This is a genomic window from Flavobacterium sp. FlaQc-28 (assembly GCF_044007415.1).
Classification (GTDB): Bacteria; Bacteroidota; Bacteroidia; order Flavobacteriales; family Flavobacteriaceae; genus Flavobacterium.
This window is the reverse complement of record NZ_JBIPCM010000004.1, coordinates 41,178-66,235: the sequence shown is the minus strand read 5'-3', so window position 1 is coordinate 66,235 and position 25,058 is coordinate 41,178. Positions and strand designations below refer to the sequence as shown.

19 protein-coding genes are annotated in these 25,058 nt (G+C 37.2%); 13 read left to right on the top strand and 6 right to left on the bottom strand.

Annotated features, from left to right (window positions below):
- Nucleotides 1-11 precede the first annotated feature (11 nt).
- The 6 genes from ACHRVL_RS12185 (at nucleotide 12) to ACHRVL_RS12160 (ending at nucleotide 7,853) form a co-directional block, all read left to right on the top strand.
- Nucleotides 12-329 (top strand): helix-turn-helix domain-containing protein, encoded by a 318-nt coding sequence (locus ACHRVL_RS12185; protein ID WP_395413104.1) that lies wholly within the window; start codon nucleotides 12-14, stop codon nucleotides 327-329.
- The gene (locus ACHRVL_RS12180) at nucleotides 319-3,306 is read left to right on the top strand and encodes an Eco57I restriction-modification methylase domain-containing protein (RefSeq protein ID WP_395413102.1); all 2,988 of its coding nucleotides are present in this window, start codon (nucleotides 319-321) and stop codon (nucleotides 3,304-3,306) included. The genes ACHRVL_RS12185 and ACHRVL_RS12180 overlap by 11 nt, the downstream gene beginning before the upstream one ends.
- Complete coding sequence (locus ACHRVL_RS12175) at nucleotides 3,293-4,900, top strand: Eco57I restriction-modification methylase domain-containing protein (protein ID WP_395413099.1); 1,608 nt, start codon at nucleotides 3,293-3,295, stop codon at nucleotides 4,898-4,900. The genes ACHRVL_RS12180 and ACHRVL_RS12175 overlap by 14 nt, the downstream gene beginning before the upstream one ends.
- Before the next feature lie 4 nt (nucleotides 4,901-4,904).
- The gene (locus tag ACHRVL_RS12170; protein WP_395413096.1) at nucleotides 4,905-5,942 is read left to right on the top strand and encodes a DUF262 domain-containing protein; all 1,038 of its coding nucleotides are present in this window, start codon (nucleotides 4,905-4,907) and stop codon (nucleotides 5,940-5,942) included.
- 1 nt (nucleotide 5,943) lies between these two features.
- Entirely contained in the window at nucleotides 5,944-6,915 is a 972-nt protein-coding gene (locus ACHRVL_RS12165) for a hypothetical protein (RefSeq protein ID WP_395413095.1), read from the top strand.
- Nucleotides 6,916-6,983: 68 nt separating this feature from the next.
- The gene (locus ACHRVL_RS12160) at nucleotides 6,984-7,853 is read left to right on the top strand and encodes an Abi family protein (protein WP_395413093.1); all 870 of its coding nucleotides are present in this window, start codon (nucleotides 6,984-6,986) and stop codon (nucleotides 7,851-7,853) included.
- Nucleotides 7,854-8,240: 387 nt separating this feature from the next.
- On the opposite strand, the gene ACHRVL_RS12155 is transcribed toward ACHRVL_RS12160, so the two are convergent.
- Nucleotides 8,241-9,212 (bottom strand): hypothetical protein, encoded by a 972-nt coding sequence (locus ACHRVL_RS12155; RefSeq protein WP_395413092.1) that lies wholly within the window; start codon nucleotides 9,210-9,212, stop codon nucleotides 8,241-8,243.
- A gap of 288 nt (nucleotides 9,213-9,500) precedes the next feature.
- The gene (locus tag ACHRVL_RS12150) at nucleotides 9,501-9,743 is read right to left on the bottom strand and encodes a helix-turn-helix domain-containing protein (RefSeq protein ID WP_395413090.1); all 243 of its coding nucleotides are present in this window, start codon (nucleotides 9,741-9,743) and stop codon (nucleotides 9,501-9,503) included.
- Between the two features lie 523 nt (nucleotides 9,744-10,266).
- Between ACHRVL_RS12150 and ACHRVL_RS12145 the strand changes: the two genes are divergently transcribed.
- Genes ACHRVL_RS12145 through ACHRVL_RS12135 form a run of 3 tightly spaced genes read left to right on the top strand, consistent with a single transcriptional unit; the run spans nucleotide 10,267 to nucleotide 17,346 of the window.
- On the top strand, nucleotides 10,267-13,287 hold the full coding sequence (locus ACHRVL_RS12145) for a SusC/RagA family TonB-linked outer membrane protein (RefSeq protein WP_395413088.1): 3,021 nt from the start codon (nucleotides 10,267-10,269) through the stop codon (nucleotides 13,285-13,287).
- Between the two features lie 12 nt (nucleotides 13,288-13,299).
- Nucleotides 13,300-14,682 carry a RagB/SusD family nutrient uptake outer membrane protein gene (locus tag ACHRVL_RS12140; protein ID WP_395413087.1) on the top strand — a complete coding sequence of 461 codons (1,383 nt, stop codon included), beginning with the start codon at nucleotides 13,300-13,302 and terminating at the stop codon, nucleotides 14,680-14,682.
- A 15-nt stretch (nucleotides 14,683-14,697) separates the two neighbouring features.
- Complete coding sequence (locus ACHRVL_RS12135; protein WP_395413085.1) at nucleotides 14,698-17,346, top strand: prolyl oligopeptidase family serine peptidase; 2,649 nt, start codon at nucleotides 14,698-14,700, stop codon at nucleotides 17,344-17,346.
- A 70-nt stretch (nucleotides 17,347-17,416) separates the two neighbouring features.
- On the opposite strand, the gene ACHRVL_RS12130 is transcribed toward ACHRVL_RS12135, so the two are convergent.
- The 3 genes from ACHRVL_RS12130 to ACHRVL_RS12120 form a co-directional block, all read right to left on the bottom strand.
- Nucleotides 17,417-17,698, bottom strand: coding sequence for a DUF6520 family protein (locus ACHRVL_RS12130; RefSeq protein ID WP_395413083.1), 282 nt, complete (start codon nucleotides 17,696-17,698; stop codon nucleotides 17,417-17,419).
- Nucleotides 17,699-17,787: 89 nt separating this feature from the next.
- Nucleotides 17,788-19,320: a MauE/DoxX family redox-associated membrane protein gene (locus ACHRVL_RS12125; RefSeq protein WP_395413081.1), complete on the bottom strand. Its 1,533-nt coding sequence runs from the start codon at nucleotides 19,318-19,320 to the stop codon at nucleotides 17,788-17,790.
- A gap of 216 nt (nucleotides 19,321-19,536) precedes the next feature.
- Entirely contained in the window at nucleotides 19,537-19,827 is a 291-nt protein-coding gene (locus tag ACHRVL_RS12120) for a hypothetical protein (RefSeq protein ID WP_395413079.1), read from the bottom strand.
- 400 nt (nucleotides 19,828-20,227) lie between these two features.
- Between ACHRVL_RS12120 and ACHRVL_RS12115 the strand changes: the two genes are divergently transcribed.
- Genes ACHRVL_RS12115 through mobC form a run of 3 tightly spaced genes read left to right on the top strand, consistent with a single transcriptional unit; the run spans nucleotide 20,228 to nucleotide 23,862 of the window.
- Nucleotides 20,228-20,620, top strand: coding sequence for a plasmid mobilization protein (locus ACHRVL_RS12115; protein WP_395413077.1), 393 nt, complete (start codon nucleotides 20,228-20,230; stop codon nucleotides 20,618-20,620).
- On the top strand, nucleotides 20,605-21,855 hold the full coding sequence (locus ACHRVL_RS12110; RefSeq protein WP_395413075.1) for a relaxase/mobilization nuclease domain-containing protein: 1,251 nt from the start codon (nucleotides 20,605-20,607) through the stop codon (nucleotides 21,853-21,855). Before ACHRVL_RS12115 ends, ACHRVL_RS12110 begins: the two co-directional genes overlap by 16 nt.
- 18 nt (nucleotides 21,856-21,873) lie before the next feature.
- Complete coding sequence (gene mobC / locus ACHRVL_RS12105; RefSeq protein WP_395413074.1) at nucleotides 21,874-23,862, top strand: conjugal transfer protein MobC; 1,989 nt, start codon at nucleotides 21,874-21,876, stop codon at nucleotides 23,860-23,862.
- A 49-nt stretch (nucleotides 23,863-23,911) separates the two neighbouring features.
- Here the strand turns inward: mobC and ACHRVL_RS12100 are convergent, their stop codons facing one another.
- Nucleotides 23,912-24,346: a DUF1810 domain-containing protein gene (locus ACHRVL_RS12100; protein WP_395413072.1), complete on the bottom strand. Its 435-nt coding sequence runs from the start codon at nucleotides 24,344-24,346 to the stop codon at nucleotides 23,912-23,914.
- Between the two features lie 319 nt (nucleotides 24,347-24,665).
- Between ACHRVL_RS12100 and ACHRVL_RS12095 the strand changes: the two genes are divergently transcribed.
- Complete coding sequence (locus ACHRVL_RS12095) at nucleotides 24,666-25,055, top strand: single-stranded DNA-binding protein (protein ID WP_395413069.1); 390 nt, start codon at nucleotides 24,666-24,668, stop codon at nucleotides 25,053-25,055.
- Nucleotides 25,056-25,058: the final 3 nt, after the last annotated feature.

Sequence of the window (25,058 nt, the reverse complement as noted above, 5' to 3'; positions counted from 1 at the left end):
CAAATGAAAATATGTCAACAAAAACTTTAGGAGAAAAACTTCGAGAATTAAGAGAAAGTAATAATTTGCCTTTGCGAAAAATATCTGCAATTGTGGATGTAGATGTTGCCATTCTTAGTAAAATGGAAAGAGGAGAAAGGCCTCTTACTAAGAATATTATAATGCAATTGGCAGAAATTTATCAGTATAACTCGGAAGAGTTATTAATATTATTTTTGTGTGAAAAAATATTACTCGAAATAAAAGACGAAGATTTGGGTGAAAAAGCTTTAAATATAGCCAACAAAAGGGTTAAAATTTTAAAAAGGAACCAGTACAATGGAGATTAAACGGTTAATAGAAAAATATCAGTCTGATAGAAACTATTATTTGTCTGATAAATATAATGAAACACTACTACGCAGTGACTTTTTAGATCCTTTATTTGAGCTTCTTGGATGGGATATAAAGAACCATTCTGGTAAATCTACAAATGAGAGAGAAGTAATACTTGAAGAAAGCCTGAAAGCAAATGCATCTGAACATTCTAAAAAACCTGATTATACGTTCAGACTTTTCTCGGAGCGCAAATTTTTTGTGGAAGCTAAAAAACCTCATGTCCGAATTGATTCAAGTGATGATACGGCAAAACAGATCAGAAGATATGGTTTTACAGCCAAGCTAAAAATTTCTGTTTTGTCTAATTTCGAATATTTAATGATCTACGATGTTTCAGTAAAAGTGGATCAAACAGACAATTTTCATAAGGCTTTAATTAAAAAATATCACTATACCGAATATGAAGAGAAATTTGAAGAGATAAAAAGTTACTTAAGTAAGGAAAGTGTATATAGTGGTAATTTTGATTTAATATGGAAAGATATTGAAGCAAAAATTCAACTTTACTCAATTGACGATCTGTTTCTTAATCAAATTAACGAATGGAGATCATCTTTAGGCGCAGAAATTTACAAATATGATCCCAGCATCAGTGAACAGCAATTAAATGATACTGTACAAAGCTATCTTAATAGAATTTTATTCCTGAGAGTTTGTGAAGACCGAAATTTAGAGGATTATCAAACACTTTTGAAATTTGCAAGCACAAAGGATTTTTCATCCCTCATTAAGAAGTTCCAGCAAGCAGATAAAAAATATAATTCAGGTCTCTTTGATCAATTATTAGTAGATGTAATTATTGAAAATGTTTCATCAGTGTTCTGGAAGATTATAAAACAGCTGTATTATCCTGACAGTCCCTATTCATTCTCCGTATTTTCGTCAGATGTTTTGGGTTCAATTTATGAAATCTTTTTATCTGAACAACTAACTATTAAAAGCGGTGATATAATACTTGTAAAAAAACCTGAAAATATTGATCGAGACATCATAACTACCCCCAATTTTATTATTAGCGATATTTTACGCAAAACGGTTCAGCCTAAATTCGATAATAAAGACTTTAATGAAATTTGTAATTTAAAATTTGCCGATATTTCTTGTGGTTCGGGAGCATTTCTATTGGAGCTTTTTCAGTTGCTTAATGATAATGTTATCGATTTATTTTTAAAAACAGATATATCTCAGCTGGTACAAACTGGTCCTGACAATTATAAACTTCCCTTTACAGTTAAGCGTTCTCTATTATTAAGTTGTATTTACGGTGTGGATAAGGATTATAACGCTGTAGAATCAGCAAAATTTGGTCTGTTATTAAAATTGTTAGAGAATGAGGATGCGACATCAATTATTGGAAATAGCCCTATCCTTCCAAATTTAGATCAAAATATTTTCTTTGGTAATAGTCTTGTTCAACCTTCACAAGTTTTATTAAATGAGGAGCAAATCATAATAAATCCATTCGATTTTGGAAGTCTTAAATTTGATGTTATTGTTGGAAACCCACCATATATGAAATCAGAGGACATGAAAAACATAACACCTCTCGAACTTCCAATTTATAAAAACAATTATACATCAGCACATAAACAATTCGACAAATATTTTCTTTTTATAGAACGAGGCATTAATTTACTTAATAATGATGGAATTCTAGGGTACATCGTACCGAGTAAATTCACTAAAGTAGGATCCGGAATTAAACTACGAAACGAACTATCTGCAAATGGTTATCTGTATTCATTAGTATCATTTGGAGCAAATCAAATATTTGCTGATAAAACCACATATACAAGTATTCTTATAGTTGGTAAAAGTCCTAGACAAAGCTTCACTTATAACGAAATAAGTAATCTAACTCAATGGAAAATTCGAGATTTTTACAGTATTCCTACCGATGAAATTGAAACAAATTCTCTTTCTAGTGATCTTTGGTTTTTAGTTCCACCTCACCTTAAACAAGCATATGATACAATCAGTAAACAAAGTGAAAGTCTTAAAAAAATTGTTGGTAAGGACAACATAAACAACGGTATACAAACAAGTGCAAATGACGTGTTTATATTACAAGCAACTAAAGAGGAAAATGGGTTGGTACACTTTGTAAAAAAAGGAAAACCATATTATATTGAAAGAAATATTCTGAAACCTTATTATGCTACTGATAGAACTAAAGGCGGTGAAAAACTAAATACTTACAGAACAATAATTCCAAACTCTTACGTTATATTTCCCTATAAATTTAATAAAGGTAAAACTGATTTTATTTTTCCAGATGATTTAAAAAAACTATATCCATTAGCGTATAGATATCTGGAAGAAAATAAATTAAGACTTACTCAGAGAGATATTAGTCCTCCCGCAAAAACCGAACATGAATGGTATAGATTTGGAAGAAGTCAATATCTTGAGCTGGGAAATATTTCTGAAAAAATAATTGTAGGTGTTATGTCGTCTGGTGAAAAATATCCTTTAGATTTTTCACAAACTTTACATACGGCCGGAGGAACTGCGGGTTACTGTAGTATCTTTTTATCCACTGATAATTTATATTCGATATACTATATTCAGGCTGTTTTAAATTCAAAATACGTTGAGTGGATAATTCATCTTAAAGGAGAAGTTTTCCGTGGTGGTTATATTGCCAGAGGAACAAAAGTTTTACATAATTTGCCAATTCGAAAAATAGATTTTAATAATTTAAAGGAAAAGACTTTACATGATGACATTGCTACAACTCAAAAGCAATTAATTGAACTTCAAAAACAAATTGATAAAAACAGTGGAAACAATAGATTACTAACTCCACTTATTGGACAATTTGAAAGAACAAAAATTGAGATTAACAAAATACTTAAAGAATTATACGGATTTGGACCGGACGATTCTCTTATACCAACAATAAAAGAATTATATGAAATTAATTGAGAATGCAAGTGCAGATAAACTTAGAGGCGGTTTTTATACACCCGAACCAATAGCTGCGTTTATTCTTAAATGGGGTATTAATGGCAATCATAACGATGATATTCTCGAACCAAGCTGTGGCGATGGAGTATTTATAGAGCAGTTGAAAAATAGTGAATATAATTATAAATCTATAACTGCAGTTGAATTTGATTCAGTTGAAGCAAAAAAAGCTGCAAAAATTAAACTAAATAATAAGACAGTAATAAATACAGATTTCCATTTATACTGTAATGAAACATTACAGCGATTTAATCTGATTATTGGCAATCCGCCTTATATTAGATTTCAATATTTTGATGAAGAACAACAAATGGAAGCTGCAAAAATTTTTAATCGTGCAGGATTAAAATATTCTAAACTTACCAATGCATGGGTTTCATTTGTTGTTGGCTCTAGCCTACTTTTAAAAGAGAATGGCAAAATTGGTTTTGTGCTACCTGCAGAACTTCTGCAAGTTTCATATGCACAACAGTTACGAGAATTTTTAGCTCATTTTTATAATAAAATAAATATTATATCATTTGAAAAATTAGTTTTTCCTGATATACAACAAGAAGTGGTTTTACTTCTTTGCGAAAAAAACAATAGTGGTTCTCATTTGATTGAACATTTAGAACTTAAAGATGCAGACGACTTGAAAAATCTTGATGTCGAAGTTTTAAAGAGCCCTTCAAAAAAAATAGATTTCAAATCTAATAAATGGACTTATTATTTTCTTGAGCAGGAAGAAATTGATTTTCTTGAGAACATTGCAACAAAGCATAATATCCCAACAATCGGTAAATATGCAAAGGTTGAAGTTGGTATTACAACTGGTGCCAATAATTACTTTACAGTACCTCTAACAACAGTTAATGAATATGAGCTAAATGATTTTGCAAAACCAATGGTTGGAAGAAGCGTTCAAGTAAATAGTGCTATTTTTAATAAACAAGATTGGGAAATAAATAGCAATTTAAATGCAAAAGCACATTTGTTAGTATTCCCATCTAGTAAAAATTTGAATGATCATAAAGGCGCAAAAGCTTACATTAAGTTTGGTGAAGACATGCGAATAAATAAAGGCTATAAAACAGGTATTAGAGATGACTGGTTTGTAGTTCCTTCTATCAAAGTCTCAGATGCATTTTTTATTCGTAGAAATAACTTATACCCTAGACTTATAATTAATGAAGCAGGAGCTTATAGTACTGACACAATGCACCGAATCTTTATCAAGCCTGATACAGAAATTGAAGCATTTACAGCTAGTTATTATAATTCTTTATCACTTGCTTTTTCTGAGGTTACTGGACGTAGCCACGGAGGTGGTGTACTAGAATTAATGCCAAGTGAAGCTGAACGTATTCTATTGCCATATCAATTAAATAATAAAAAATTATTACTAACGATCGATAAGATGCTTAGAGATAAAAAAAACATTGATGATATATTGAAAATTACTAATATTGAAATATTAAAAAAGGGCTATGGTTTAACTCAAAAAGAAATTAACTTAGCAGATAAAATCTGGAAAAAATTATCTAACAGAAGATTAAATAGAGGTAAATAAAGAAATGAGAAGACAACCGACAACACAACAAGTAACATGGTTCTTAGATTTATATCGTAATAATCAACTAGATTTAGAACCGCCCTATCAAAGAAAAAGTGTTTGGAGCGCGAAAGATAAAAAATTTTTTTTAGATACTATTTTTAGAAATTACCCTGCTCCACCTATTTTCATACATAGGTCAGTTGATGATCAAGGATATTCAAAATACCATGTTGTTGATGGCAAACAACGATTAGAAACAATTTTAGATTTTTTTGATGATAAAATTGCTATGGCTCAAGATTTTGGAGATACTAATTTAAATGGTAAGAAGTTTAAACAATTATCTCCAGAATATAAAAGAAAATTTTGGGATTATACTCTGGTGGTTGATTTTATAGATTCAATAAATGGAAATAACATTGAAGAAGTTTTTGATAGGGTTAATAGGAATGCGAGAAATTTATTACCTCAAGAGCTCCGACATGCGAGATACAATGGGTGGTTTATAAATTTTGTTGAAAACGAAGCAGATGAAGATTTTTGGTGGAATTTCAAAATAAGTACACGTGGTCGAGATAAAAGAATGAAAAACGTTCAATTTGTTTCCGAACTTTTGATGATTATTATTGAAAATAATATTGTAGGTTTCGATCAGGACCATATTGACAGCATTTATGCGCAATTTGATGACATCGAAGAAATGCAAGAGACTGGAGAATTTTCGCTCGATGATTTTACTGCAAGACTTAATTATATTAAACAATTTCTCTTGGAAGCAGATACACACAATGGCTGTATTTCAAATTTTGCAAGCGGATCCAATAATAACTTTTACACTTTATGGGCATATATCCAATTAACTAGTCCTGAAGATCCAGTGGATTTTGCTGAAAAATATACTGCTTTTATGACTAAGGTAGTCAATGTAAAACAGCAACAGGCTGAAGGAGTACCTGTAGACGAATTTGTATTAATTTATTTCAGTAATTCTACAGGTGCCGTTACAGATATCAATCAAAGGCTTCAAAGGCTTACTGCATTGTCAGCAATATTTTAATATGAAAATTGTACAATCAATACAAAATTTGTATAATGATCATTATGTTTTTTATGACATTTTAAAAAAGCATTCGGATGAAATTTTAATGCTTAATAAAAAACCTGAGTGGCATTATGTTAGTCGATTAAAGAAAATCGAAAGTTTTGCAATGAAAATTGAAACTGGAAGATTCAATAAAGATGAAATTTTCGAAGATTTCTTTGCGTCAACAATTGTTGTTCAAAATCTATCAGAGATAAATATTGCAATTCAGTTTATCATAACATATTTTGATGTAAAATTTAAAAGACCCCAAAATCAAAATTTTACTCATAAAGATTCATTTTCTTTTCCTTTTGATGATTTACGTCTTTATCTTTCACTTAAAGATCCAGGAACAGGAAAACTAGCATCAAAAATATATGATCTTGTATTTGAACTCCAAATAAAAACTTTCCTTCAACACGCTTGGGGTATTGCAACCCATGATTTGATATATAAATCCAGTAAAATTAATTGGAGTAAAGAACGCATCGCATATCAAGTCAAAGCTACCCTCGAGCATGCAGAAGTTTCCATTAGCGGCGTAGAAGAGCTAAGTAAGGTTACAGAAATATCTAAAGAAAATAAAGAGGTAAAACAAATAAATCTTATGATTACGATGCTGTCGAAACATTGGGACGATGTTGACTTACCTGCTGATAGAAGAAGACTTGCACAAAATATAATCAGTTTAATTACTGCTCTAGGTATTTCGTTAAAAGATTTAAATAAAATTATAACAGAAGAATCTTCTCAAGGGAGAGGTGCTAAAATTCGTGATCTATCCCCTTATTTAATTATTGTTCAAAGTCTTTATCATAATAAAAATACTGAGTTTTTGAAATATTTAAGAAGCAAAAATGGCAAGCAAAAAATACTTATTGCAAAAGAATTAAATTTACCTAAATTGTCACGAATTATAAAGGAAAAAATAATTAATATAGATTAGATTTAATCTCAAATTTAATATTATTCAGGTAATATTTAAATTTGAAAAAATAGAAAATTAAACGTATAATGGCAAACCTAGCAACTAGTATAGAAGATCAACTTTTAAAACTTCAACAACGAGGAATGATACTTGATATGGAAGAAAATAAAATTAAGGAAGTTCTCTTAGATATTGGTTACTATCGTTTAGGTTTTTATTGGCATCCATTTGAAATTGACGAGTCGCATAACTTTCAAGAAAACACAAGATTCTCAAATGTACTCTCGTTATATTATCTAGATGTAGATCTGAGGTATTTACTTATTAAATATATTAATAGATTAGAGCTAAATTTCAGAACAAACTTAATATACTGGACGTCAATTAAGTATACAGAAAACTCTATTTGGTACGCAGATAGTACAATAGTATCCGAAGATTATTTGAAGGATATTAAATCTCATTATAACACAAACTTCAAAACTAAAAACTTACAAATAAAGCATCATCACGTAAAATATCCTGAGGATAAATTTGCTCCATGTTGGAAAACTTTTGAATATTATACTTTTGGTTCAATTGTAAAAGTGTACGAAAATTTATTGGATCAAGATTTACGAAAACACATTTCACTAAAATATAATGTCAAGAAACCTCATATTTTTCAAAATTTTTTAAATACACTAGTTTTTGTAAGGAATAGTTGCGCTCATAGTGGTGTAATTTATGATTTACACATTAATGAAGGAGTAAGTCAACTGCCAGATGTAAAGTTTAATAATTCTAATAGCCATAATTTAGATGCCGCGATTAGAATATTATTATATCTAATGGAAAGTATATCATCAAATCGAAAGGATAACCTTAAAAAATCAATTGAAGACCTATTTAATTCATTTTCAGAAAATGAAGTAGTGAAAAAAATAATCGAAGATAAGTTAGGTTACATTTATTAATTCAGTATTTTTTAATTCGATTTTATTTTGTAAATTTGCAAACTAAAGTGTCCTATTCTTCATTTGCATTAATGGTGCACTATAAAAAAATAAATAGCCTCAGAAAATCTTCTGAGGCTTTTTTTCTAAACAATATTGGCTCGCATTATTCATTAGAAATTAAATAATTTCTTACGAATATTCAACCCTTTTGCCAATTGCAATATTGAAGATAGCTGAATATTTATTTCTCCCTTTTCAATTTTACTTCTGTTACTATGATCTGATGGTTTGGAGATTAAATTAAGCCATTATTCGGATTTGCCAAATCTTCCAAATACAAAACCACCTTTAAATTCAGCCAAAAACCCCAATCTCGCCCAACGGCTATTATAGCCAGTGTTTTTTTTATTCCTCGTTTGTCGGTATATACTTTTCTTTGCAATAATTTTCAACTTCCGTGTCATTTACAAAATAATTGTCGCAAAATTCGTTAAGTTCCTTTTCAGCACCAGAAACATATTTTTCGCTTGCGGTCATTAATTTTTCAGTTTGTTCAATGAATTTTTCAAACTCTTTATTCATTTTACAAAGCTTGTCAATTGTCTTAAAGTCTAAGTCGCGAAAAACTGAAGGATATAGTACTTTGCTTTGATATGGATTTGCATTAAGCTCAATAATTCCAAGGCCAAACGATTGATTTAGTCTTGCCATTTCTTCCTTTAAACTGTCGCTAAACTCAAAAGCTACTAAATAGCCATAATTCGCCCAACTTGAATTTGAAACTGCTTGAAAAAAAGCTTTTTTAAGTTCGCTGTCGCTGTTTATTTCTCTTTTTAATTCATAAGAGCTCACTTTAAAAGTGTCAACACGATTAATCGATTTTAGAAAATTTTGACTTGCTTTTGTCTGTAAGTTCAAAAATTTAATTCCTACCATATCAGGATGCGTCCAAATTTGGTTGTTGTCCTTTCCGTTTGACTGTTCGTGAAAAATTGTTTTTGAGTAAGTGTCTGTATTTTTGAGGTAGCTGCTTAAAAGTTTATGTAAATCCCTTTCTTCGTAAATTTTAGATTTGTGCGTTTTTACAGGTTTAACAGTAAGTACTTTCGTGTCTCCACTTAAAATTTCAACGCCAATGTTTTGCTCGTTTTTTGTCAAGTAGTACGCATAAGTTCCACCGTCTTGCTTAATTCGCTTTACTCTAGTGTCTCCATTACGAATGAAGTCGCCAAGCAAAGCAGAAACCGTAGATGCAGGAGTTTTTCCGGCTATAAACTCGTAATAATTATTCTCAACTATATGATTATAAATTTCCATATAGTTTGTCAAAGCATTTATTTCTTCAAGACTTTTTAAAATAGCTTCTTTAATTGTCATTTTCAATTTGGTTTTCTATTACGGTTAGTTTTTTTTTACCATTGGTTATAATTTACTTATTTAAGTAATAAAATGGCTTAAGTAAGTTATATTTTGGCTGGCTTTATGCAATTGTCCAAATTTCAAAATCAAACATACAAAACTGCTTTTGTTTTATTTTACGGTTTTCCATAATCTGCCTTAATTATTAGGATGCAAAATAATCCTTTTAATAATGAAAAGGCTACCGTATAAATACCTATTTTAAATTTTTACTAAGTAAAAAAAGATGCCGAAGCATCTTTTTATTTATTCCTTTTCTAAGTCAAAATTAAAATTGAACAATTCTTTAGGTTCAATATCAAGCCCCTTTGCTATTGATATTATCGTACCTAACGATGCTCCGTGTTCGCCGTTTAAAACTCTATATACCTGCTTGAGTTCAATCTTTCCAACAGAAGCAACAGTCATGACATCCTTTTTATTATCATCCATTACCCTTTGTAAATTCTGACCAAATGCTATATAATATTTTTTTCTAATCTCCTTCATAGAGTGAAATTGAGACAATTAGAACAAAAAAAATTGTCAAATTTGACAATTTTGTGATTTTTTTCATATATTTGAATTCTAAAAAATTATTTAAAGAAATTTTAAATAGGATTTTATTAATTTTGCGACTCTTCAATTAAAAATATTTGAAGCATTCGCTTTGAATCTCGAACAGAAAACTGGCGTTTTTTAAACCACGAGAGGATAAGTAAGATGCTCACGTCATTGGCGTGGGCTCACTTATTGTGGTTGGTGCCGCCAGTACCTCTGTTCGATAAGCTGAGTTCCATGCCTTTTTTATTATAGCAATCAGATAAATTCATAGCAAATCTTTCCCTTATTATTTAAAGTCTCGCATTTAACGTCGAACCTTTAATCTATTTACACGTGAAGTAAAAACTTGTAATTATGACCATTAAGCTGTTTACTTGATGCATAAAAAATGGCCCTCTACTGCAGCGACCAAACTAGAGCAGAGGACCGTAGCTAATCAAATACCATTTAACTAACCAATTCCAATATTATGAATTATTTTTCATTTTACAAGGGTGGGAAGGTGCTTTATTGCCTTATTTTTACAGGCATTTTATTGACTTTTTCCACCGTTTATTCCAGAAACTTTCGAAGCTCCAAATTGCTTCCCTACCAGCGGAATCTGGTTCAGGGTATTGTAAGTGATGGCTCCTCTCCTCTGCCCGGAGTTACGATCACTCTTAAAAGCAATAAGAATTCAGCCGTAATAACAGATTACAATGGCTCATATTCACTTGAAGCATCTCCGAGGGATACATTAATAGTATCTTTCATTGGATTCAAAACTAAATTTATTCCAGTAAATGAGAGATCTAAAATTGACATTAAGCTGGAATACGATACTACTACCCTACAGGAGGTTCGGGTAAATGCTGGTTATTATTCTGTAAAAGAAAGTGACCGAACGGGGAGTATTGCCCGAATTACCTCCAAAGATATTGAGACGCAGCCTGTGACTAATGTACTGGCCACAATGCAGGGCCGAATGGCAGGAGTAAGTATCACACAGACAACAGGAGTACCAGGTGGCGGATTTGATATTAAAATACGCGGACAAAACAGCATCCGAAATACTGCCAATGCTCCTCTGTATATAATTGACGGCGTACCCTATGCTTCCGATCCAATCGGATACAGCCAGACATCAACCATATATCCGTCGGCCACCAGCCCGCTGAACAGCATCAATCCGGACAATATAGAGAGCATCGAAGTACTTAAGGATGCCGATGCAACTTCGATTTATGGTTCTAGAGGAGCAAATGGCGTAGTGCTCATAACGACCAAAAAAGGAAAGGCAGGAAAAACAAAATTCAGCATTACAAATTCCACAGCCGTAGGAAAGGTCACCAAATTTATGAATCTAATGAATACCCAGCAGTATCTGGCTATTCGAAGACAGGCTTTTGTGAATGACGGGATCCCATTTGGTACAGCCGATTACGACGTCAACGGCACTTGGGACCAGAATCGCTATACAGACTGGCAAAAAGAGCTATTGGGAGGCACCTCCCAGATGAACGACCTTCAAGGCACCATTTCGGGAGGTTCGGACCATACCCAGTTTCTTGTCAGTGGAAACTACCACAAGGAGACTGCAGTATATGCTGGTCATTTTGCCTATAAAAAAGGCGGAGGACAGTTCAGTCTGAACCACCGCTCGGAAGACAATAGATTCCGTCTGAATTTCTCTGCAGTTTACAATATACAGGACAACAGCCAGCCGGCGCAGGAGCTCACTTATTCTGCGCAGACTCTTGCTCCCAACGCTCCCACACTGTACAATTCCGACGGATCGCTGAATTGGGAAAACCAAACATGGGAGAATCCTCTTGCCGCCCTCAATTCTGTATTCAAATTCAGAACCAAGGATCTGGTTGCCAATACTGCCTTGTCTTATGAGATCGCAAAAGATCTGACTCTCAAGAGCAGTTTTGGGTATACCGATCTGAATACCGTCGAAACGCGTACCTCTCCCTCAACAGTGTATAATCCGATATATAATGTCAGCAGCAGCCGTTCCTCGATTTACTTAAACAGCACCAACCGGTCGTCCTGGATTATTGAGCCTCAGATCAATTGGGAAAAGGAAATTGCAGGAGGAAAATTCAGCATTCTGGCGGGTGGAACTTTTCAGAGCCAGAACAACAGAACGCTATATCAATTCGGCAGCGGATTCAGCTCCAACGACCTAATCTATAATCTGGCGGCGGCCAAAACCGTCACTGTCCTTGCCAATGATGAGATCCAATACAGATACCAGGCGTTTTTTGGCAGATTGAACTACAACTGGCAGCAGCGCTACATCATAAACCTTACCGCGAGACGAGACGGCTCGAGCCGTTTCGGGCCAGGTAATCAGTTTGCTAATTTTGGCGCCATCGGGACTGCTTGGCTTTTTTCAAACGAAAGTTTCCTGAAAAATAGAAGATGGATCAGTTTTGGAAAAATACGCGCCAGCTACGGTACAACAGGAAGCGACCAGATTGGCGACTATCAGTTCCTGAATACCTATACCACGACAGGCGTCCAGTACAGCGGGATTGTCGGACTGCAGCCCTCCAGGTTGTTTAATCATGATTTTGGATGGGAGGTCAACAAGAAATTGGAATTCGCTTTGGAACTGGGATTACTTGGCGACCGAATTTTCGCAACTGCGGCATGGTACCAAAACAGGTCATCAAACCAGCTCGTCGGCATACCGCTTCCCGGAACTACCGGATTCACTACTATTCAGGCCAATCTAGATGCCACCGTTGAAAATAGAGGGCAGGAATTTACCCTGCGCACTGTAAATTTCAATAAGGGAAATTTTCATTGGTCGACAAGCTTCAACCTGAGCTTCATGCGCAACAAGCTATTGAGCTTTCCCTCGCTGGAAACTTCTACATACAGCCAGAAATACAGAATAGGCATGCCGCTCAATATTGCATTGGTTTACAACTCAGATGGAGTCAATCCACAGACTGGCATCTACGGGTTCGAGGATCTTAATAATGACGGCCGCATTTCTTTTCCTCTGGACCGCCAGACTGCGGTGGACATGAACCCGAAATATTTCGGCGGCCTGCAGAACCAATTGTCCTACAAGCGCTGGAATCTGGACTTTCTGTTTCAGTTCGTCAAGCAGAAAAACAGGCTCCTTCCGATGAGTCCTGCCGGAATGATGTCAAACCAGCAGGACAGGATCACTGATCTATGGACAAAAACCGGTGATCTCTCCCAGTACCAGATAGCCACCACAGGCAGCAATAGCGCCGCCGTAAATTCAAATTCAAATTACTGGGAAAGCGATGCCATGATTTCTGATGCTTCCTACATACGCCTGAAAAACATTTCGCTCACTTACGAGCTTCCGCTGAGCCTCAGGGAAACCAGCTGCAAGGTAATGTTTCAGGGACAGAATCTGCTGACCTTCACAAAGTTCAAAGAGGGCGATCCTGAGTTTGTTACCTCCGGCTTTCTGCCGCCGCTTAAGATCATTTCACTTGGGGTACAATTAAACTTTTAATACAAAATGACAATGATACATCTTATTAAAAAATATGCTTCAGGAATATGTCTCCTGTTCATTCTCGGTGCTTGCGATTCTTTTGTGGAAGTAGACCTTCCAAATTCACAGCTCACCAACACAGCCGTATTCGAGAATTATGAAACAGCCAATGCGGCATTGATGAACATCTATGCCAAAATGCGCGATACAGGTGTCCTGACAGGTGTAAATACCGGATTATCGAATGAACTGGGCAACTATACCGATGAAATAACGGCTTATGGTACTGCATCCAATTCAAGCATGCCGTTCTATAATAACGCACTGCTTCCAACCAGCACGATTATTGCAGGATACTGGAATTCTACCTATAATCAAATTTATGCCGCAAACGCTTTGCTGGAAGGAATTGGAAACTCCAAGAACCTTTCTGCTGAAGACAAGAAAAAGCTGACTGGCGAAGCATTGTTCATCCGCGCACTGGCACATTTTTATCTCGCGGGACTTTTTGGGGATATTCCCTACATCAAGACGACAGATTATCGCCAAAACAGTGCGGTGGTCAAAACTCCGATCAATATTGTATATGAAAACATAAGCGGAGATCTCCAGAATGCTATCTTGCTTTTATCAGATAACTACAGCAGTAACGACAGGATCCGCCCCAACAAGCTGGCCTGCCGAGCATTACTGGCAAGGCTATTTCTATATCGGAAATCTTATGCCGAAGCGGCAAATGAGGCTTCTGCTGTCCTGAATCAGACCGGAACTTACTCATTGGAATTGGATCTTGACAAAACTTTCTTACTGGCGTCCAAAGAAACAATCTGGCAGTTTCAGTCAGTATCGGCGGGGCAAAATACAAAGGAAGGCTCCATCTTTATTTTTCAGGCAGGCCCTCCTACCACCATAGCGCTGAACCCTGTACTTATAAATTCATTTTCCGCAGGCGACCTAAGAAGGACAAACTGGATAAAGGCCGTTTCCAAAGGAACCAGCACCTGGTATCATGCCTTCAAATACAAGGAACAAAATACTACGGCCGTATCCAAGGAATATTCAATCGTGTTCCGTTTGGCAGAGCAGTATCTAATACGTGCAGAAGCAAGGGCTTTTCAGGGCGACTTGATCGGTGCAAAGGAAGATCTGAACAAAATAAGAAGCCGCGCAGGACTTGGCAAGACGCCAGCGTCGACCAAAGAAGAAATTCTGGAAGCCGTGCTTCAGGAAAGAAGATGGGAGTTTTTTACAGAACACGGACACCGCTTTTTTGACCTAAAACGTTTTGGCAGGCTGGATACCGAACTTTCATCGGTAAAGCCGGGATGGACATCCACCGATAGCCTTTTACCGATCCCACAGAATGAATTAAGCACCAACCCAAACCTGCAGCCTCAAAACCCAGGCTATTAAAATATTTGAAATGCCATGTCAACAATTATAATAACCCAGTCCAAAAATCGGTTTTTTAGAGCATTGCCTCTAGTTTTATTTTGTATTTTGTATTTAGTAGCCTGCCCCTTGTCGGGGCAGGCATTACAAAAAAAACACCTTGCTCCAGCAGCTTATCCTTTATGGGGCCGCATTGAAACTGGCCCGGCGGCACCAAATGAAAAATGGATCAGCTATGGAATGCACTACGAAATTGGAGCCGACACATTGTACCTGCAAAATGCTGCGAATGGTAGAACATTCACATTCCCTTCTGCTTCGAAGCCTTTTTTTACAAGGGATAATTTTTTTATGTGCATAAACCAAGACACACTTCGGGTTCTTGATCCGCAGACAGGCAGAAATGAAAACATCAAAGCTGTACAGCAGTATGTTTATTCAAATGCAGCCAATTTATTGGTTATGTCTATTGGCGGCGGCAGAAAGACAAACACAATGATCATCAAGTCTCCGCTTGGAAAAACCCTTCAGGAGATTGCCGACGTCGAGCAGTTCTCAATAAGTCCCGATGGCCGAAAGCTTCTCTATACCGTTCTGTTCAATGACAAAAGCTCCATTTTTGTAGTTGACCTCTTGAGGCCTGGCACTACAAAATGGATTTTGAAATCAGCTGATTCCCAATATGAAACTTTTACATGGCAGAAAGATGCAAAAGCAGTCGCTTTTTACTGCAAAACTGCAGCTCAGAAGCCAATTAAGTCATTATTGCTCTACAAGCTGGAAAAAGACCAATTGACAGAGCTTGATCCCATAAGACAGGCAGGCTTTCCAAAAGACTATTCAATTATAAAAGAAGCCCCCTTCGAAATCATAATTTCTGACGATCTTGAGAAGATTTTTTTTCCGATCAAAAAAAGCAAGAAAACTGTCCTTGATCCTGAAGACTCAAAAGTGGAGGTATGGAATGCAAACGACAAATATGTATATGCTTTCGAACAGCGCCATGGAAAATTTGAGCAGGCCTCAAAAATAGTATTATGGGAACCCGAGAAAGGAACTGTAAATCAGATCAATTCTGCCGAGCTGCCTATGATAATCCTTTCAACTGACCACAAGTACGCCTTGTTGTCAAATCCAAAAGCGTACGAACCTCAATATGAAGATGACGGTCCCCGCGATTACTTTATCCTGGATCTTGCTACTTTAGAAAAAAATATTTTCCTTGCCAAACAGTCTGCTTATCGTCTGGATATTTTAGTTTCTCCGACCGGCAGATACATATCTTACTTCAGGGATAAGAACTGGTGGGTCTATGATGTTGCGGCTAAAAAACACAGCAATATTACTGGAAACCTCGGGGTGCCATTTTCTGGCAAAATTCATGAATTAAAAGATAATTTTGCATTTGGAAACCCGGGCTGGAGCGTTGAAGATAAAGAGATATTGCTTTATGATGAATTTGATCTATGGGCTATTGCCCCAGACGGCAGTTCTTCAAGAAAGCTGACTCATGGACGCGAATCAAAAATAAAGTATCGTCTGAATCTTGTTGATGATGTAAAAAACATTTATGAAAGCCCAAAACTTGCTGAATATAATTTAGACAGGGAGCTTTTTTTCCGCCTCGCAGGAGAAGATGGAAAAACAGGTTATGCCGTCTGGAAAAAAGGATCCGCAGAAAAAGTAATAACCTACGGGGATTCGTCTGTAAACGACCTTCATTTTGGACTAAAAAAGCAAAGACTCTTCTGGCTTGAACAGCGATTTAACCTGTCTCCAATACTTATGTCAAAAGAAAAATCGTCGCCTGCCAAAACTATCTTCCAGAGCAACAAACAGCAGCATAATTATTACTGGGGGAAAAATGAATTAATTCGTTTCCAAAATTCCAAAAAACAAAATTTAAAAGGAATTTTATACTATCCCGCAAATTATGATGCTCAAAAAAAGTATCCAATGATTGTACGTATCTATGAAAAACAGTCACAGAAACTCCACAATTATATCAATCCGACGCTATATAATGAATCAGGATTTAATGTAACGGTTTTTACAACGGAAGGCTATTTTGTCTTCTTGCCGGATATCGTTCACGAAAAGGAGAATGTCGGTCCTTCAACCGTAGACTGTGTCGTTTCCGGAACAGAGAAAATACTTGAGCTCGGACTCGTAGATCCGAAAAAAATTGCCCTTACGGGACATTCTTTTGGAGGATATGAAACCGCTTTTGTCATTAACTACAGCCATATTTTTGCAACAGCAATAGCCAGTGGAGCAATTGTGGATCTTACCCGAAAATTCCTGACTTTGGGAACTAATAGAGGCCAGCCCCAAATGTGGCGCTTCAACACAGGAGGCTGGCGAATGGGAGAAAAAACGCCTTTTACCAACCGGTCAGATTTCGATCGAAATTCTCCGCTTGAGTCTATAGAAAATCTTAAAATCCCGCTTCTCATGTGGTCTGGAAAAGAAGATACCCAGGTAGATCCTTTTCAAAGCATGGAATACTATCTTGCACTTCGAAGGCTGGGCAAAAAATGTGTTTTTTTGCAGTATCCTGGTGAAGGGCATACCTTGGAAGATTCTGCCAATCAAAAAGATGCTACTATACGGATGTTGCAATGGCTTGAATATTATCTCAAAGGAGAAACAACCACCGAATGGATCAGTAACGGGACTCTCTAATTAAGGTAGACTGTTGTTAAAAAAATAATGCCGTTCCAAATTGGAACGGCATTATCATTTTGATTATTGTTTAATTTGGCTGCTCGGGACGATACAGCTTTTCTGTACATTCTCCATTGGGATCTTTTCCCCAAACCTGTGCTCCTACATCATTTATGCGGCACGTGAATTCACTTGGCTCATCCTCACAATCTCTTGTGATGTTACTACAGCTGCCATCCGGATTAAGCACATATCCAATTTTAGGCAACGCATCCTTTGCTTTTTGCATCGAAGTAGTTGCAAAAGCTCCTGAAAGTGCAAGTATCACTACCGCAAATGGGCCTGCATTTTTTAAAAATAACGTTTTCATAATAATAAATATTAAATTAAACTCTGATCTACTTTTTTCTACAGGTATTCGATCTTTTTTTCCTGATACCGGCCAGTATATTGTATTGGCTAATCTTTTATAAGATCAGCACTTTTCATTTCTTTTTTCAGTACAGGTTTCAAATCATAAACTACTATTTCACTTCCTATAAGCCCATATAGATGCGAAGGGGTTACAACAAAATTTTTCAGTCTTTGACTGCCTATATTATAGACTGGAAAACTTAGTAAATAGGTATTTTTTGTTAAATCGTAAACATCAATTATGCAGGCTTGGTCCCATAATTTTCCTATTTCATGTTTTCCTTTTATCTTGGAATAAACAAAAAGAAGATTTCGGCAGACCGCCGCATTTGCATTTACGATAAGTGGCGGTGCAGACATTTTTCTCACTGTATGATTCTCCAGATACGAAACTTTAATTTTGGCTTTTGTGATAGTGTCAATTGTATTTCCCCTGAACTTCAAGTCTCCTTCTTTCCCCGCTACGATAAATTCATTGCGGTAATAGTACAGATAGATGATCCGATCCGGATTTTCAGCGTAAAGCAACTTTCCGTCAGTATCGAAAACGCCATCAATCTGCTTTTGAAGCAGCGTCTCTTTATACTCTATTTTCTTTTGGCTTCCAGCTTTGAAAACACCAAGTATATTGGCAAGATTTTTTCCATTATTGGAACGAAATACAACTGCAGTGCTGTCAATTGGTTCTGCCTGGTCAAAATAATGGATTCCATCAAGCTTTTTATTGATTTTCCAGTCCGCCGTGACGCCCCTGAAAATTACTGGCACAGAACCATCTTTTAGATAAAAATACTTGTCTTTGACAGCTATCCTAACCATTTTGAATGGAATCTTTCCTGGATCAAATGTGATCCTGTCGATTCGGCTGTTATTCAAGGTCATGTCGAACGACAAAAGCTGCAATGGCGCCGTAGAATTTCCAAGGTATATTCTGCCATTGGAAGTGCCTGCAAAATAATAGGAGTTGAACTTGATATCTTTCTCAGCAAGAGCAGTTGCTGCATGATTGGGATATCGTCTTATAAATGGATTCTCGTAATGCATTATCCTATCTGACCAAATATATAAGATGACTATTGCTGCAGTACTGAAAACTGCAATACCGGCAAACCATTTAAAGACGTCCCTGTATCTTTGAGATCCACCATTCTTTGCTTTTAATTGCCTGTTTAGAATTATTGCACCGGCCGCAAGCGCGAGGAAAGCTATATTGAAAATCATATGAATATTCCAGCTCATCTTTTCCAGTATGCCGCCGCAGGAACACGGCACAAATGAACTGTAATGAAGTACAATAAAAATATAAACCGTAAACATGGACATAAGGCCAAAAGAAGCAAACAATGCAGGATTTCTGAATTTTGGAATCAGCAGCATCAAAGCAATTATTAGCTCAGAAAGCGGCACTGCCCAGGATACCCATCCGGCAAATGCACTTAAGAGCGGTGACTGTCCCACCTGCACCTTAAAATTTTCAAAGTCTAATAATTTACTTGCTGCAGCATATACAAACAGCAAAATATATAGAAGACAAATTATCTCAACAATAACACTTTTTGCATTAGTTTTTGAATTCATGATCTTTATTTTTCAATTAAAAACTAGCGTGAACTTCAATCAGAGGTCAATAAAAATATTTCACAAAAGTAATTGGGATATTTCTGACATACACTTTAAAAATCAAGCCAAAAACTTTGAAAATCAGGCAGTTTTACGTTATCATATCATTTCAAAAAAATGCCTGCACTTTGTAAGAATCATGCAGGCAATAAATAATAGTGCTTATTTTTGGGATCAGCCTTTTATCGAGGCGCTGATTCCGGCAAGTTTTTCGTGCAGTTCAATTAGACCCGCTTTCTGCAGGCACTCCTCAGAGAGACTCTCCAGTTCTGTCCTTCCCTGCTCGTTTATACTCTCCAGAAGAACCGATGATCCTTCCCTGATCTTTAGTCCGTCTTTTATCAGATGGCTTAATAAGAGTACATTTTTTCGTGAAATTTTAAGATCTATTTTCACTGTCTCATTCATGCCAGGGATACTCAGAACAGTATCAAAAACCTTGGCCGCATCAATTGCTGTAAACATAATTCATCATTAAAAAATTAATACTCGCTCAGTGTAAAATTATAAAGGATCTTTCATATTCACCCTACTCAAAATTTGGGGAGGATTGCAGGGCTTGCACTCCTTTTCTAATTTAGCTTTATCATAAGCCCTATACTGAATTTCAAAGCTGTTTTTTATTGCAATTAAACGGTGCGATTAACAGTGGATGATTTAGATTAATGAACTGCTTAGGATTCTCGGATAAACTTAAAATAAAGCTGAAAGTGGTTTTATTGAAGCTTTCGGACTGCGGTTTTCTGCAGTCAGCAAGATGTCTGGTTGTATCACAACCAAAAATCTTGCTGCCCCTCTGCTCGGAACTCGCTGGCAGTGAAACTTTAAGGTTGAATGAAATTGAAACAATGAAAAAGAAAAGATTATGGAAGAGAAAAACAGCAGCAGAAACAGATGGCTGCACATCCGGCTGACCAAAGAAGAATTTGATTTTATTGATAAGAATTTCAAAGCATCAGCCTGCCGCAAACGCAGTGATTTCGTCCGCAGAAATCTGCTAAGAAAACCCATTGTAATGAGATATAGAAACGAGTCGCTCGATAATCTGCTGCAGGAGCTTATCCAGCTCAGAACACAGCTTAATTTCATGGGAAATAATTTCAATCAGAGCGTTAAAAAACTCCACACCCTTTTTGAAATTTCAGATTTCAGAATTTGGATTCTGGCTTTTGATTCCGACAGGAATAACTATTTTTCGCTGGTTGAAGAAATAAAAAAACACATTGAAAATCTCGCCCAAAAATGGTTGCAGTCATAAACACAGGACACTCGATTAGAGGCATCTTCATCTACAATGAGAATAAAGTTTCCCAGGGTACAGCTGTGTGCATCGGCGAGGGAAATTATCCAATCGATATTGAAAAAATGTCAGAAAATTTTAAGCTCGGGGTATTTTTAAAACAGCTACAGCTCAATGAAAATGTCAAGCGCAGCGCAGTGCACATCTCGCTGAATTTTGACCGTTCGGACAAGGATTTATCAAAAGAGAAACTCATGCAGATAGCCTCTTCTTACATGGAGAAAATTGGATTCGGCGCACAGCCTTATCTGGTCTACCAGCACCACGATGCGGGACATCCGCACCTGCATATCGCGGCCATAAATGTGCGGGCAGACGGATCCAGGATTAACATGCACAATATTGGAAGAAACCAGTCCGAAACGGCACGGAAGGAATTGGAGATTTCCTTTAATCTGGTTCGGGCGGACTCGAGAAAAAAACAGAGTCCGGCGCTTATTAATGCCATTGATGCGGAAAAAATAAAATATGGGGCAATAGATTCCAAGAGAGCCATCGGAAGTGTATTGAGTGCAGTTATTCCGCACTACAAATACACAACCCTCGGTGAGCTGAACTCAGTATTGAACCTCTATAACGTGAAGGCGGAAAGGGGAAAGGAAAATTCAAAAATGTTTCAGAATAAAGGACTGATCTACCAGATTCTGGATGAGAGCAAAAAGACGGTCGGGGTTCCTATAAAAGCCAGCAGTTTTTATTCCAAGCCTACCCTTTCCCGGCTTGAAATTAATTTTGCCGCCTCCAAAACTTCTCGCATGATAAACATGAAAAGAACACGAAATGCGGTGGATCTGCTGCTTTTGAAATACCCATCAATTACGCTCTCGCAGCTTGAAACGCGGCTGGCTAACCAGGGCATTACGGCAGTTGTCAGAAAAAATGAACAGGGGTTTATATACGGCATGACCTACATAGATCATAACACCAGATGCGTTTTCAACGGAAGCAGTCTCGGACCTGAATATGCAGCCAAAGGTCTCCTGCAGCGTCTGGGCCATTCCTCCCATTATGAGAAGCAGTATACAGTTGCTGATGGTACCGCTCAGAAGCACGGCTCTTTTATTTCCGCAGGGGAAGTGCAGCGGATAATTGATGAAGTGCTTTACGCCGGAACGCCGTCAGATTACGTTCCCAGAGAGTTTAAAAACAAGCGAAAAAAAAGAAAAAGAAAAGGACAGTCAGATAATAATTAACACATAAAAATCAACAGTATGCAGACGGGAGAAAATGAACAGGCGCTTAGAAAAATTTTAGATATGACTAGACTGATGGGCATCACACTGCTGCTCATCCATTTTTATTATTACTGCTTCGATTCCTTCAGGCAGTGGAATCTTGCACCTGATTTTGCCTGCAGGATACTGGAGAATATTTATCGTACGGGGCTTCTGGACAGCTTCCATAAATCAAAGCTTTTTGCACTTGGACTCTTGGTTATTTCCCTCATGGGGGCCAGGGGAAGAAAAGATGAAAAACTCCATTTTAGAACTGCTTTTTATTATATCTCAATGGGTCTCCTGCTTTACTTTGGATCCTATTTGGCTTTTGTAATATTTGCAGATGCTAAGGTCTGCTCCGTACTATATATCTCACTGTGTTCTTTGGGCTATCTGATGACGCTTTCCGGGGGCACCCTGCTCTCCCGCATTATCCGCAGAAAGCTGGGTTCAACAGATATTTTTAATAAGGAAAATGAAACTTTCCCTCAGGAGGAAAGGCTTATTGAAAACGAATATTCCGTTAACCTTCCCGCACGCTATCATCTCAAAGACAAAGTGCGCAGCAGCTGGATTAACATTATAAATCCCTTCCGAGGCATTCTGGTTCCAGGCACGCCGGGTTCGGGAAAATCATACTTTGTAATCCGCCATATAATCACCCAGCATATTGCCAAGGGCTTTTCTATGTTCATTTATGATTTCAAGTTCGACGACCTCACTGTTATCGCCTATAATGCCTGGCTGGAATTCCGTCATCTTTATGCCGTGGAACCCAAATTTTACATCATAAATTTTGACGACCTCTCCAGAACCCACCGTTGTAATCCTCTTGATCCTGCGGCAATGACAGACATTACCGATGCCGCTGAATCTGCCCGCACAATCCTTATGGGACTCAATCGGGAGTGGATTAAAAAACAGGGCGACTTCTTTGTGGAATCTCCTATAAATTTCCTGACAGCCGTCATCTGGTATCTTCGAAAATACAACGATGGCGAGTTCTGCACCCTGCCCCATGTCATTGAAATGATCCAGACCGACTATGAAAGCCTTTTCACGATTCTGAGAACAGAAAAAGAGATCGAAGTGCTGATCAATCCCTTTGTCAGCGCATTCCTGAATGAGGCAGTCGACCAGCTGGAGGGTCAGATAGCATCGGCTAAAATCTCGCTGGCGAAACTCTCCTCTCCCCAGCTTTACTACGTACTCTCGGGCAGTGATTTTACACTCGATATCAATAATCCATCCGATCCGAAAATTGTTTCAATGGGGAACAATCCGCAGAAAATGCAGACATACGGGGCAGTGCTTTCACTTTTTGTCAGCCGTCTTATCAAACAGGTAAACCAGAAGGGAAAACTTAAAAGCAGTCTTATTTTTGACGAGTTCCCCACCATCTATCTCAATAATATTGACAGTCTGATTGCAACGGCAAGAAGCAACAAAGTGAGCACCTGTCTTGGAATTCAGGACTTCAGCCAGCTTCGTAAAGACTACGGCCGTGAGCAGGCTGATGTGATCATTAATATAGTCGGAAATATTGTCTGCGGACAAGTCAGCGGGGATACGGCAAAACAGCTCTCAGAGCGTTTCGGAAAAATAATGCAGGACAGGGAGAGCCTTTCCATCAACAGCAGCGACACCTCCATCAGCCGTTCAAGACAGCTGGAATCCGCAGTGCCTCCTTCGAAGATTTCTTCGCTGAGTTCGGGAGAATTTGTAGGCATGACAGCCGATAACCCGGACTGCAGAATTGAGCTTAAAACCTTTCACTGCGAAATCATCAACGACCACGAAAAAATTAAAAAAGAAACAGATAATTACCAAGAAATTCCGATCATACGGACAATTGATAATGTTATCATCCAGAAAAATTATCTGCAGATCAAAATTGAAATTCAGGAAATAATCCACAGTGAAATGGAAAGGATAATCAAAAATCCTGCACTTTCATCGCTGGTTCTCAAAAAAGAAAAATAACTTTTAATCCTTAAATGTTTTCTTGAGGCAGTAAAAAAAGAAATATTTTTTAGCTGCCGGATTCTTTTATAAGCTGCAGTGTCCTTTCGTCCTGCGCTCCATTGTAATATTTCTCAAGCACCTGCCTGAAACATTCATGCGTTTCAGGCAGAAGTCCAAACAGGGTCATGCAGGATTTCAGTTTTCTTTCATCTGACCTGCCCAGAATTTCCAGTGCCTTTTTATTTTCAATTTTTAGCATTGCATTAGTAATTTCCACCAGACGATTGCCAAGTATCGGATGATTCAAATACAGTGAGGCTTCTTTTAGGTTTTCAATGCCGTAAAAGATGTTATAATCCGTGAATCCCAGTCCTCTTAGCTGGGGGAAAATAAACCACATCCAGTGGGTCTGTTTGCTACCCTGCCTGATCTCGCACAGTGCATTGCCGTACGTTTCCTTTTGTGCCTCTAAAAAACGGTCCAGATCATATTGCTTTTCCATTGCATTGCTTTTTTGTCACCTGAAATTACAAAATATTTCAATACCGGTCCCACAACAGGCATCTGAAATAGGGGTTCAGCCTGCTGTAAAGATTGATAAGGAAATTTTCAATGAAAAACGGATTAAAAGAGCCGCGAAAATAGCACCCGCAGGCTCCTGCATGCGCATAACGGCCTTGCCGCCCTTCGGGACTTATAGCACTCCGGATCCTTTATCGGGCGCTTGATTTTGTGCTTTCTTTTTTCCCGTTTTTTCTTTGAAAAATTTCATGCGGGGCTTTAGAAAAGACAAAAAAAATATTCACTTAAAATTTTACATCATGGAAATTTCAGGACGACTTACAAAAGATGCCGTAACGGCAAAAGTTTCAAAAGACAGGGAGGTGGTAAATTTCTCCATTGCCATAAACGACAGCTACAGACCAAAAGGGGCTGACGAGCTAAAAAAGATAGTAACCTACATCGACTGCTCCTATTGGATGGGTTCCAAAATGGCGCAGTGGCTTAAAAAAGGCACTGTGGTCGAACTCTTCGGGCGTATAGGTCTGAATGTCTACAATAATGCCGAGGGCAAAGCGCTCGGTTCGCTGACCTTTCACACCAGTAATATTAAAATACTGGTTTTCCCGAAAACAGAAAACAGTTCTTCTCTTCCCGCAGTTCAAAAGAAAAATACAGATCAAGACACCCCTGACGACCTGCCTTTCTAATTG

Excerpts from the sequence above, each read along its gene's own strand:
- ACHRVL_RS12185 (WP_395413104.1), top strand. The coding sequence starts at position 12 with ATGTCAACAAAAACTTTAGGAGAAAAACTTCGAGAATTAAGAGAAAGT.
- ACHRVL_RS12140 (WP_395413087.1), top strand. The coding sequence starts at position 13,300 with ATGATACATCTTATTAAAAAATATGCTTCAGGAATATGTCTCCTGTTC.
- ACHRVL_RS12130 (WP_395413083.1), bottom strand. The coding sequence starts at position 17,698 with ATGAAAACGTTATTTTTAAAAAATGCAGGCCCATTTGCGGTAGTGATA.
- ACHRVL_RS12175 (WP_395413099.1), top strand. The coding sequence starts at position 3,293 with ATGAAATTAATTGAGAATGCAAGTGCAGATAAACTTAGAGGCGGTTTT.
- ACHRVL_RS12180 (WP_395413102.1), top strand. The coding sequence starts at position 319 with ATGGAGATTAAACGGTTAATAGAAAAATATCAGTCTGATAGAAACTAT.
- ACHRVL_RS12145 (WP_395413088.1), top strand. The coding sequence starts at position 10,267 with ATGAATTATTTTTCATTTTACAAGGGTGGGAAGGTGCTTTATTGCCTT.
- ACHRVL_RS12125 (WP_395413081.1), bottom strand. The coding sequence starts at position 19,320 with ATGAATTCAAAAACTAATGCAAAAAGTGTTATTGTTGAGATAATTTGT.
- ACHRVL_RS12110 (WP_395413075.1), top strand. The coding sequence starts at position 20,605 with ATGGTTGCAGTCATAAACACAGGACACTCGATTAGAGGCATCTTCATC.
- ACHRVL_RS12095 (WP_395413069.1), top strand. The coding sequence starts at position 24,666 with ATGGAAATTTCAGGACGACTTACAAAAGATGCCGTAACGGCAAAAGTT.
- ACHRVL_RS12170 (WP_395413096.1), top strand. The coding sequence starts at position 4,905 with ATGAGAAGACAACCGACAACACAACAAGTAACATGGTTCTTAGATTTA.
- ACHRVL_RS12160 (WP_395413093.1), top strand. The coding sequence starts at position 6,984 with ATGGCAAACCTAGCAACTAGTATAGAAGATCAACTTTTAAAACTTCAA.
- ACHRVL_RS12115 (WP_395413077.1), top strand. The coding sequence starts at position 20,228 with ATGGAAGAGAAAAACAGCAGCAGAAACAGATGGCTGCACATCCGGCTG.
- ACHRVL_RS12155 (WP_395413092.1), bottom strand. The coding sequence starts at position 9,212 with ATGACAATTAAAGAAGCTATTTTAAAAAGTCTTGAAGAAATAAATGCT.
- ACHRVL_RS12165 (WP_395413095.1), top strand. The coding sequence starts at position 5,944 with ATGAAAATTGTACAATCAATACAAAATTTGTATAATGATCATTATGTT.
- mobC (WP_395413074.1), top strand. The coding sequence starts at position 21,874 with ATGCAGACGGGAGAAAATGAACAGGCGCTTAGAAAAATTTTAGATATG.
- ACHRVL_RS12100 (WP_395413072.1), bottom strand. The coding sequence starts at position 24,346 with ATGGAAAAGCAATATGATCTGGACCGTTTTTTAGAGGCACAAAAGGAA.
- ACHRVL_RS12135 (WP_395413085.1), top strand. The coding sequence starts at position 14,698 with ATGTCAACAATTATAATAACCCAGTCCAAAAATCGGTTTTTTAGAGCA.
- ACHRVL_RS12150 (WP_395413090.1), bottom strand. The coding sequence starts at position 9,743 with ATGAAGGAGATTAGAAAAAAATATTATATAGCATTTGGTCAGAATTTA.
- ACHRVL_RS12120 (WP_395413079.1), bottom strand. The coding sequence starts at position 19,827 with ATGTTTACAGCAATTGATGCGGCCAAGGTTTTTGATACTGTTCTGAGT.